This is a genomic window from Gemmatimonadaceae bacterium, from assembly GCA_035533755.1.
In the GTDB taxonomy this organism is placed as follows: Bacteria; Gemmatimonadota; Gemmatimonadetes; order Gemmatimonadales; family Gemmatimonadaceae; genus JAGWRI01.
Map to the genome: position 1 here is coordinate 46,778 of DATLTC010000038.1, position 9,401 is coordinate 56,178.

The window sequence follows — 9,401 nt, forward strand, 5'->3', positions numbered from 1 at the left end:
CCCCTTTCACAGCTCGTTCACGTCCTGTTCTCTAGCCTCCGGAACCGGGCTCCTCACGGTCCAGCGCCGCTTCCTCTTCCGCCTCCGTGCGCCGCTCCAGTTCTCGCACCTCGTCGCGTTCCCGCCGATACCGCTCGTACCATTCGCGCGTCACTTCCCCGGCCAGCTCCCGGTTCCCGAGCCCGAACGCCATGGCGAGCGCCAGCGCCACGGCGCCGAACAGAATCGCGAACGCCGTCGTCACGATGTCGGTGGCGATCCCCAACTCCTGCACCGCCATGAACACCGCCAGCAGGATCACCCCGCCCCGCCCCACGCGCGCCAGCGTCCGCCCACCCGTGAGCGCCCCCGCCGACGCGGCAATCAATCCGCCCACGAAGCCGCCGAGCACGATGCCCACGAGAATGATGATGACCGCGGCGATCAGGCTCGGGATGTAGCTCACGAGCTCCGAGAACACGCTCGCCAGCGACGACAATCCCAGCGCGTCGGCCGAGATGAGAATCACCGCGAACATCGCCAGCCAGAAGACGAACCCGGCCACCACGCGGGCCGGATTCAGGTGCGACCCGCCGCGCTCCACGGCCTGCAGCACGCCGCCGCGCTCCAGCATCTGGTTCAGCCGCAGCCGCCGCAGCAACCGCTCCACCATCCGCTGCATCAGCTTGGCCAGCAGATAGCCCGCGAACAGGATGATGACCGCGCCGCCCAGCGGCCGCAGGAAGGCGCTGAAGACCTGCGCGAAGCTGTCGCCCAGCCGTTGACCGAAGTTCGTGACCTGCGTCGTATCCTGGAGGAGCATGCGCCCTAGGGGTTGAAACGTGGAAGCTACACCCGCCCGAGCGGCCGCACGAGAGCCGGCGCCGCGGAGCCGCGCTGGCCGCTCACGTACGCGTGCCCCGCCGCCGGTCGAAGATCACGCTGCGCCGGCACACCGGACAGAGCAGCCACTCGCGCCGCCGCGCGTAGCCCAGCCCGAATGATCCCCCGCCGATTTCCCGCAGCGTCATCGCGGCGCCGTCGCGCGGACACCGCGCGCCATGTCCCGCGGCGTGCGCCTCCCGGATCGCCCGCTCCTCATCGGGCGCGAACTGCGCGTGCTCGCTCATCCCCGCGCGCCCCTCGCTCGATCGGTCATTCCACCGCCAGCACGATCTTGCCGAACTGCTCCCCTCGCTGCAGGCGCGCGTACGCCTCGCGTCCCTGCGCGAGCGGGAACACCCGGTCCACGGGCGGCAGCAGCCGGCCGGCGCGCAATTCCGCCGTGATGGCGTCGAATTCCCCGTCCGTGCCCATCGTCGAGCCGAGAATCGACCACTGGTTCCAGAACAGCCGGCGTACGTCGGTCTCCACCACCGGCCCCGACGTCCCACCGCACGTCACCAGGCGCCCACGCCTGCCCAGCGCGGCCAGCGACTGCTTCCACGTGGCCGTCCCCACGTTGTCCACCACCACGTCCACCCCCGCCTTGCCGGTGGCGCTCCGGATCTCGCGCGCCACGTCCTGGGTCCGATGGTTGAGCGTATGGTCGGCCCCCATCGCGCGCGCCCGCGCCAGCTTCTCGTCGCTCCCCGACGTCACCCACACCTCGGCCCCACGCATCTTGCAGATCTGCAGCGCCGCCGTCGCCACCCCGCCCCCGATGCCCCAGATCAGCACGCGCTCCCCTGCCTGCACCGCCGCCCGCGTCACCAGCATGCGCCACGCCGTCAGCGTCACGAGCCCGAACGCCGCCGCCTCGGCCACCGGCGTGCGTTCGGGAATCGCGCGAACGTTGAACCCCGGCACCACCACGTATTCCGCCGCCGTGCCCGGGTGGTGCTCGCCCAGGATCCCGAACGACACGCACAACGGATGCTCGCCCTGCTGGCAATACCGGCACGTGCGATCGCTGATCCCGGGGTTGATGATCACCGTGTCGCCCACCCGCACGCCCGCGGCCGCCGGACCGACGGCGTCCACCACGCCCACCGCATCGGCGGCCACCACCCACCCCGGCGTGATCGTCACCCCCGGCAACCCCTCCAGCACGAACAGGTCCAGATGGTTGAGCGCCGCGGCCCGCACGCGCACCCGCACGTCCGTGGGCGCCCGCAGCGCCGGCATCGGCAGGTCGTCGCGCAGCTGGAGTTGCTCGAGTCCGCCGTGAGCGGAGATCGTCAGTCCTCGCACCGCCATCCTCTACGGTTATATTGGAATCGCTTGCCACGACGGGAGCGCACCGGCGCTCCGCGCCGCGTGGAAATATGCACCGGAGTCCCCGGGCCTGCGGCGCCGCGCGCCGTTCGGGTCCGCGCGAACCGACTACGAATCACTGATGACCTCCATCAAGGTCCCCCCGCTCGGCGAATCAATCACCGAGGCGATCGTCTCCCGCTGGCTCAAGGCAGAGGGAGAAGCCGTCGCCCCCGGCGACACCATCGTCGAACTCGAGACGGACAAGATCACCGTCGAGGTGCCGTCGCTTGCCGGCGGCGTGCTCGCCAGACACCTGCACGCCGAAGGCGACGTGGTCCATGTGGACGACGCCCTCGCCGAGGTGGACGAGACCGCCAAACCGGCCGCCGGCCCTGTCGCGCCCGCCCCGGTAGTTGCCGCGCCCAAGGTGGCACCACCCCCTGCCGCGCCGGCCCCCGCCCCCGCCAGCGCCAGCGCCGTACGCGCCTCGCCGGCCGCTGAACGGCTGGCGGCAGAATCCCGGGTCGACCTCTCCCGCGTGGCCGGCACCGGCCTTGGCGGCGTGGTCAGCAAGCCCGACGTGGTGGACGCCATCGCGGCACGCCCGAGCGCTCCGCCCAGCGCCCCGGCCCTGGCCGCAGCCCCGCCCGCCGCACCCTCCGTACCCACTGTACCCACTGTACCCGCAGCCCACGGCGTGCAGCAGCGCGAGACGCGGGAGAAGATGTCCACCCGCCGCAAGCGCATCGCCGAGAACCTCCTGCAGGCGCAGCACGCCACCGCGCACCTCACGACGTTCAACGAGATCGACATGACCGCCGTGAACGCGCTCCGCGCCCGCCTGCGCGACCGCGTGGAGAAGGAGCACGGCGTGAAGCTGTCGTTCATGCCGTTCTTCGTGAAGGCCGCCTGCCAGGCGCTCGCGACGTACCCGATGGTCAACGCGCAGATCGACGGCGAGTCCATCGTCTACAAGCACTACGTGAACATGGGAATCGCCGTCGCGTCCGATGCCGGGCTCGTGGTGCCCAACATCAAGGACGCCGACGGCATGGGCCTGCTCGAGATCGCCCGGGAGATGAACGCCGTGGCCGACCGCGCCCGTCGCGCCAAGTTGACCATGGACGACCTCACCGGAGGCACGTTCACGATCACCAACGGCGGCGTGTTCGGCTCGCTGATCTCCACCCCGATCCTCAACTATCCCCAGGTGGGCATCCTCGGCCTCCACAAGATCCAGGAACGCCCCGTGGCCCTCGATGGCCAGGTGGTGATCCGGCCGATGATGTACATCGCGCTGTCGTACGATCACCGCATCGTGGACGGCCAGCAGGCGGTGCTCTTCCTGGTCCGCGTGAAGGAGTTGATGGAAGAGCCCGGCGCGATGCTCGTGGAGTAGCGCCGCTCGCACGCCGGCACAAAAAAGCGGGGCCGCACATCGTGCGGCCCCGCTGCTGTATCCAGCGCCTCACCGGCTCAGAAGATCTTCGGGAGGTTGAAGTTGTACGACAGCGACAGCCCGTACGCCACCTTGCCGTCGGTCTCCGACAGCGGCACCTGCACCAGCGGCGACAGCGTCCACGCCTTGTCGAACACGAACCCGATCGTGCCGGTGAACATGCCGAAGTCGTCGGTGGTCGTGGGCGCCGACGTGCCCTGCATCACGATCGTCGACTTGTAGCTGCGGTGCACCGCAAAGAGCCCGATCGACGGAATCACCTGCAGGTCCTCGGAGCTCGCGGCAACCCAACCGAGCGAGCCGCCCGCACTCACGTCGAGCGTGTTCTGGGGAAGGTTGTTGAACGGGATGCGCCCGACCGTGGAGCCCTTCTGCGCCTGCACGCCGACCATGGGACAGAACGAGACCTGGCTGGCCCCGCCCATCTGGTACACGTAGCCCACCGCGGCGCCGCCGCCGTTGGACTGACCGTCGCCGCTGTTGTTCTTGGTGTGCGTGTAGTTGCCCACGGCAAAGAAGTCGTTCCACGTGCCGAGCGCCAATTGGGCCGCGTACGCGCCGCTATGGTCCTGCTCGCTGATCGCGCTCCCGCCAAGCCGCGCCGAACCGGCCGAGAATGACGGCGTGCTCACGCAGACCTGCGCGCCAGCCACCGACGCCAACCCGGCGAGTGCCACACCAACGAACGCCGACCGAAGAGCTCGTGACATATCCTGACTCCAGAAAAAGGGGATGCTCCCACTGAACCTACCTGCCCATCTGCAGTCTCGGCGACGCACCGCCGCGACCTCGTGCCGCCGACTCCCTCAGGCTACGCGCACCGGCTAGCTTAGGATTCAAATTCGCCTGCGCCCAAATTATGGCAAGTCCGGACCCCACACCTATCGACGTCGCCGTGATCGGCGGCGGACCGGGCGGCTACGTCGCCGCCATCCGTGCCGCCCAACTCGGCCTGTCCACCGTCTGCGTCGAGATGGACAGGACACTGGGGGGCACCTGCGTGAACGTCGGCTGCATTCCGTCGAAAGCGCTGCTCGCGTCGAGCGAGCACTTCGACTTCGCGCGGTCGCACGCCGCCGAGCACGGTCTCGTGCTCGGAGAAGTGCGGCTCGACCTCGCCCGGATGCTCAAGCGCAAGGACGACGTCGTAGGACAAAATACAAAGGGGATCGAGTTCCTGTTCCGAAAGAACAAGGTCGCCTGGTTAAAAGGACGCGGCAGCCTCAAGCCGGGCAACGTGGTCGAGGTCACCGGCGCCGACGGCACCACCTCGACCGTCCGCGCCAAACACGTCATCATCGCCACTGGATCCGTGCCCATCGACCTGCCATTCCTCAGGTTCGACGAGGAGCGGGTGCTCTCCAACGTGGGCGCCCTCCGCATCCCCCAGGTGCCCAGGCACCTCATCGTCATCGGCGGCGGGGTGATCGGGCTGGAGCTGGGGTCCGTCTGGCGCCGCCTCGGGGCCAAGGTGACCGTGGTCGAGCTCTTCCCCACCATCCTCCCGGGCATGGATGACGACGTCGTCCGGGAAGCCGACCGCACGTTCCGCAAGCAGGGGCTGGAACTGCGCACGGGCACCAGGGTGGTCGGGGGACGGCGCGACGGCGACCGGGTGTTCGTGGACGTGGAAAAGGACGGCGCCACCGAGACGCTCGAGGGCGACTACGTGCTCGTGGCCGTGGGCCGCCGGCCGGTGCTCTCCGGCATCGACGCCGCCGCGCTGGGCCTGGCCGTGGGCAAGCGCGGCGAGCTGGTCGTGGACGATCAGATGCGCACCAACCTCCCCGGCGTGTTCGCCGTCGGCGATTGCGTGGGCGGCAAGCTGCTTGCCCACAAGGCCGAAGAGGAGGGCGTCGTGGCCGCCGAGGTCATCGCCGGACAGGCCGTGCACATGCACTACAAGTCCATTCCGTCGGTGGTGTACACCTGGCCCGAGATCGCGTCCGTGGGGCTCACCGAGCAGGAAGTGAAGGCCGCGGGGCGCGACTACCGCGTGGGCAAGTTCCCCTATTCCGCCAACGGCCGCGCCCGCTCGATGGGCGAGACGTCGGGGTTCGTGAAGTTCGTGGCCGACGCCCGCACCGACGAGCTCCTGGGCGGCCACATCATCGGCCCCAACGCCTCGGAACTGATCGCGGAGGTCGTGCTCGGCTTCGAATACCGGGCTACCAGCGAAGACATCGGCATCACCGTGCACGCCCACCCCACGCTCTCCGAAGCCACCAAGGAAGCCGCGCTCGCCGCGCTCGGCCGCGCGCTCCACATCTGAGGCCATGCCGGCCCGCGCCCGCGATCTGATCGAGTCCGCGCTCGGCGGAACGGCGTATCTGACGCGGGCCCTCGAGCTGCTCGCGATCGCCCAGCGGCAGGACTCGGACGAGTGCTGCGCCGTGTGGACCGAACACGGGGGCGTCGTCACCGCCGTCGCGCTCGTGGGACTCGTTGCGGGCAGCACGGGAGCCGGCCGCGTGCACCTGTTGGCCGGCAACGACCCGCACCTCGTGGCAAGGGCCTGCGACGTCCTGCGCGCCATGGGCGCCCGGTTCGCGATGGCCGAATGGCCCGACGAGGCGCCCTACGGGGCGGCCATCAGGCGTTTGCGTGAGGAAGGGTTCGAGGAGGAGGCACGCATCCCCGACTTCTACCGCAACGGCGTGGCCCTGCTGTTCCTGCGGCGCGACCTCTAGCCGCGGCCGGCGCTCACTGGCCCACGATCGTCGCGGCCGTGGGTAGCGCCAGCCGCACCCAGTCGGCGTACACCGCGGCCGACGGATGCAGCCCGTCGCTCGTCACCTGCGTCTCGTCGCCTGCGGCGCGCCGGGAGCTGGGGGTCACGTCCACGTAGCGCGCCCCTGCCCGCGAGGCTTCGGCGCGGTTCACGGCATTGAAGGCGTCGATGGCCGTCGCGATCGCGGCCCCGTCGCGCCCCTCGGCGAACGGCGTGACCCCCCAGTCGGGGAGCGACACCACGATCACGCGCCCCGCGTGGCCGCCGGCCAGGGCGACGGCCCGGGCCAGCAGCGGCGCGAATCGCGAGGCGTATTCGGCCGCCGACGCTCCCCGGAACTGGTCGTTCACGCCGATCAGGAGCGACACGAGCGCGCACCGGCCCGCCGGGTTTGCCGCATCGATTCCGGCGGACAGCTCATCGCACGTCCACCCGGAGCGGGCCACGAGTTCCGGACCGGCAATCGCCAGCCCCCGCGCGCGGAGCGCGGCTGCGAGCTGGTTGGGCCACCGCGCGTCGGCGGCCACGCCTTCGCCGATCGTGTACGAGTCGCCGAGCGCGAGATAACGCGCCGCGATGCCAGCCGGTTGGGTCATCGTGCGCCCAACGCTAGCGAGGGAGCACGAAAAAGGCGACCGGGATCGCGAAGGAGCCCGGCCGCCTGATTCGGTCGCCGAGACGAATGCTCAGCGCACGATCAACGCGGTGACGATGGACGCGGCCGCGACCAGCGCGGCGCCGACCAGCAATGCCGCGGTCGGTGTGACCACGAACTCGCGGCGATACCAGGGCGTGATCATCGAGGCCGGCGCGTGCGTGGGGAGCGCGGCCATGATCTGCGCTTCCACGTGCTGCGGCGTCCGCAGGCGGCGCACTCGCGCCATCTCGACGTCCAACCCACGCCAGAACTCCACGTCCTTCGAAGCATCAGTCTTGCGCACGGCAGCCTCCGGCAGCTCCCCATCCAACCACGCATGTACGGGCGCGGCGAGAGGGCGTTCCGCCTGCGGACCCAACGGCACTTCACGATCGATGAGTGGGCGCGCCGGTTCGTCCTTCGTCGGACGCTTCTGGACGTCGCGCGTGAGACCAGACTCGGGGTTCAGGTCGTCGTACATGGTCAGGCGTACTTCTCCTCAAGTAGGGCCTGGAGCGCTTCGCGTGCACGGTGCACTCGCATCTTCAACGCTCCCACCGTTGTGCCGAGCAAATCCGCCATCTCCTCGTACGAGCGCCCTTCCACGTGTTTCATGATGAACGCCTCCCGCAACGAGGCGGGCAGCGACGCCAGTGCACGATCCAGGTCCGAGCGCAGTTCCGTTCGATCCAGTTCCTCATCAGGGGTCGCGTGCTGCGAGGGTTGATCATCCTCCTCGTAGCTCAGATGCGACCGCCGAATATTCTTCAGCCAGTCCTTGCAGCCATTCGCAACGATCCGAAACACCCACGCGTCGAACCGGCCCCGCACCTCGGAGAGGTGCTGGTATGCCTTGATGAAAGAGAGCTGGAGGATGTCTTCCGCGACATCCGGGCTCCCTGTCATGCACAGCGCGTGGCGATACAGCGGGTCGCTGTACCGGGTGATCAACAGCCGGAATGCGTCGCGTTTGCCCGCGAGCACCTGCTGAATGACCAGTTGATCAGACGCGTCCTGATCAACGACCGAGGGTGTCTCCGTCGTCTTCACGACGATAGAGTAATGCACTTTCCCCAGTTGGAACAGGGAGCGACACCCACTCCGAGACCGGCACCGGATGTCACGCCTTCAAGACGAAATGAGGGACGGGGAGGTAACGCCGGGCCCCGGGAGCCCCGGATCGCCGAACGAGGCCCACCCGTTGGCCCGCACCAGCGCCCCATGTTCGTCCAACCGCGGCGGCGGACGGCGCACACTGCCCCCCACGCTCGAAGGAACGCCGAAAAGCGCCGATGCCCCCGCCGTTTCCGAGAGCACCTCTAATACTGTTCTAACAACGCCCGTGGGAACGCCGGTATCGGTGAGCACGCCCTGCCAGTGCGCCGCGGGGCGCTCACCCACGCGCGCCGCGATCGCGCTCACGACGCGCACCCGATGCTCCAACCGCCCCGCGTTGGTGGCGAGACGGGGATCGTCCGCCAGCTCGGCCAACTCGAGCGCGCCCACGCACTGCTTCCATTGCGCGTCGCTCCCCACGGCGATGACCAGAGCACGGTCGGCAGCGCGGAAGAGTTGGTACGGGACGAGATTCGGGTGCGCGTTGCCCCAGCGTGCGGCGTCCTTGCCCGAAACGAGCACGTTCTGCGCCACGTTCCCCAGCGCCGCCACGGCGCTCTCGGCCAGCGACGTGAAGATCCGGCGCCCGACGCCGCTGCCGGAACGCGCCACGAGCGCACCCAGCACCGCGATCGCCGTGTCCTTGCCCGCTAGGACATCTGCCAGCGCCACGCCGACTTTCATGGGATCGCCGCCCGGCTCTCCCGTGATGGCCATCCACCCCGATTCGGCCTGGGTGACGAAGTCGTATCCCGGACGCGTGCTCTCGCGGCCGAATCCCGTGATCGTGCACCAGATGAGCCGGCGGTGGGCCACGACGAGCGCCTCGGGATCGATTCCCCGCCGCTCCAGCGCCCCGCGGCGGAAGTTGTCGATCACGACGTCCGCCTCACTGATGAGACGCCGCAACAGGTCAATGTCGTCGGGACGGTCGAGGTCCACCGCCACGCTCAGTTTGTTGCGGTTGACGCTCAGGAAGTAGGCGCTCTCCCCGCGCTCGTCAAACGGGGGCCCCCATCCGCGAGTCTCATCGCCCTGACCCGCACGCTCCACCTTGATCACGTCGGCACCAAGGTCGGCCAGCAGCATGGATGAGAGCGGCCCGGCAAGTACTCTGGAAAGATCGAGTATTTTTAGTCCAGTGAGCATATTATGGCCTGAATATGGCTGTATAGTGTTGCTAATTTAGCTCGTTTCAGTCGGATCTCGACACGCGCTCAGATGCGCTGAAATGGCGCCGGCATCCTTGCATAGCTGTCGAAAAATCATATACTTGCGGC

11 protein-coding genes are annotated in these 9,401 nt (G+C 68.9%); 3 read left to right on the forward strand and 8 right to left on the reverse strand.

Annotated elements, in window-relative coordinates; all coding sequences use genetic code 11:
- Nucleotides 1-31: 31 nt before the first annotated feature.
- The 3 genes from VNE60_06200 to VNE60_06210 form a co-directional block, all read right to left on the reverse strand.
- Nucleotides 32-802, reverse strand: coding sequence for a hypothetical protein (locus VNE60_06200; protein ID HVB31104.1), 771 nt, complete (start codon nucleotides 800-802; stop codon nucleotides 32-34).
- A gap of 82 nt (nucleotides 803-884) precedes the next feature.
- Complete coding sequence (locus VNE60_06205) at nucleotides 885-1,109, reverse strand: hypothetical protein (protein ID HVB31105.1); 225 nt, start codon at nucleotides 1,107-1,109, stop codon at nucleotides 885-887.
- A 25-nt stretch (nucleotides 1,110-1,134) separates the two neighbouring features.
- Nucleotides 1,135-2,172, reverse strand: coding sequence for a zinc-binding dehydrogenase (locus VNE60_06210; protein HVB31106.1), 1,038 nt, complete (start codon nucleotides 2,170-2,172; stop codon nucleotides 1,135-1,137).
- Between the two features lie 145 nt (nucleotides 2,173-2,317).
- Here VNE60_06210 and odhB point away from each other — a divergent pair, with 145 nt between their 5' ends.
- Nucleotides 2,318-3,577 carry a 2-oxoglutarate dehydrogenase complex dihydrolipoyllysine-residue succinyltransferase gene (odhB, locus tag VNE60_06215; protein ID HVB31107.1) on the forward strand — a complete coding sequence of 420 codons (1,260 nt, stop codon included), beginning with the start codon at nucleotides 2,318-2,320 and terminating at the stop codon, nucleotides 3,575-3,577.
- 77 nt (nucleotides 3,578-3,654) lie between these two features.
- Here the strand turns inward: odhB and VNE60_06220 are convergent, their stop codons facing one another.
- Nucleotides 3,655-4,347, reverse strand: a complete 693-nt coding sequence (locus VNE60_06220) for a hypothetical protein (protein ID HVB31108.1) — start codon at nucleotides 4,345-4,347, stop codon at nucleotides 3,655-3,657.
- Between the two features lie 149 nt (nucleotides 4,348-4,496).
- Between VNE60_06220 and lpdA the strand changes: the two genes are divergently transcribed.
- Nucleotides 4,497-5,909, forward strand: coding sequence for a dihydrolipoyl dehydrogenase (gene lpdA, locus VNE60_06225; GenBank protein ID HVB31109.1), 1,413 nt, complete (start codon nucleotides 4,497-4,499; stop codon nucleotides 5,907-5,909).
- A gap of 4 nt (nucleotides 5,910-5,913) precedes the next feature.
- Nucleotides 5,914-6,327: a hypothetical protein gene (locus VNE60_06230; protein HVB31110.1), complete on the forward strand. Its 414-nt coding sequence runs from the start codon at nucleotides 5,914-5,916 to the stop codon at nucleotides 6,325-6,327.
- A gap of 13 nt (nucleotides 6,328-6,340) precedes the next feature.
- Here VNE60_06230 and VNE60_06235 read toward each other — a convergent pair whose 3' ends face one another.
- From VNE60_06235 to VNE60_06250, 4 genes are all read right to left on the reverse strand, one after another.
- On the reverse strand, nucleotides 6,341-6,964 hold the full coding sequence (locus VNE60_06235; GenBank protein ID HVB31111.1) for a GDSL-type esterase/lipase family protein: 624 nt from the start codon (nucleotides 6,962-6,964) through the stop codon (nucleotides 6,341-6,343).
- Nucleotides 6,965-7,054: 90 nt separating this feature from the next.
- Nucleotides 7,055-7,486 (reverse strand): hypothetical protein, encoded by a 432-nt coding sequence (locus VNE60_06240; protein ID HVB31112.1) that lies wholly within the window; start codon nucleotides 7,484-7,486, stop codon nucleotides 7,055-7,057.
- 2 nt (nucleotides 7,487-7,488) lie between these two features.
- On the reverse strand, nucleotides 7,489-8,055 hold the full coding sequence (locus VNE60_06245) for an RNA polymerase sigma factor (protein ID HVB31113.1): 567 nt from the start codon (nucleotides 8,053-8,055) through the stop codon (nucleotides 7,489-7,491).
- 78 nt (nucleotides 8,056-8,133) lie between these two features.
- Nucleotides 8,134-9,270: a CoA transferase gene (locus tag VNE60_06250; GenBank protein ID HVB31114.1), complete on the reverse strand. Its 1,137-nt coding sequence runs from the start codon at nucleotides 9,268-9,270 to the stop codon at nucleotides 8,134-8,136.
- Nucleotides 9,271-9,401: the final 131 nt, after the last annotated feature.

What these genes read in the sequence shown, in the direction of transcription:
- VNE60_06200 (HVB31104.1), bottom strand. Translation starts at nt 802, where the DNA reads ATGCTCCTCCAGGATACGACGCAGGTCACGAACTTCGGTCAACGGCTG.
- VNE60_06205 (HVB31105.1), bottom strand. Translation starts at nt 1,109, where the DNA reads ATGAGCGAGCACGCGCAGTTCGCGCCCGATGAGGAGCGGGCGATCCGG.
- odhB (HVB31107.1), top strand. Translation starts at nt 2,318, where the DNA reads ATGACCTCCATCAAGGTCCCCCCGCTCGGCGAATCAATCACCGAGGCG.
- VNE60_06220 (HVB31108.1), bottom strand. Translation starts at nt 4,347, where the DNA reads ATGTCACGAGCTCTTCGGTCGGCGTTCGTTGGTGTGGCACTCGCCGGG.
- lpdA (HVB31109.1), top strand. Translation starts at nt 4,497, where the DNA reads ATGGCAAGTCCGGACCCCACACCTATCGACGTCGCCGTGATCGGCGGC.
- VNE60_06230 (HVB31110.1), top strand. Translation starts at nt 5,914, where the DNA reads ATGCCGGCCCGCGCCCGCGATCTGATCGAGTCCGCGCTCGGCGGAACG.
- VNE60_06235 (HVB31111.1), bottom strand. Translation starts at nt 6,964, where the DNA reads ATGACCCAACCGGCTGGCATCGCGGCGCGTTATCTCGCGCTCGGCGAC.
- VNE60_06240 (HVB31112.1), bottom strand. Translation starts at nt 7,486, where the DNA reads ATGTACGACGACCTGAACCCCGAGTCTGGTCTCACGCGCGACGTCCAG.
- VNE60_06250 (HVB31114.1), bottom strand. Translation starts at nt 9,270, where the DNA reads ATGCTCACTGGACTAAAAATACTCGATCTTTCCAGAGTACTTGCCGGG.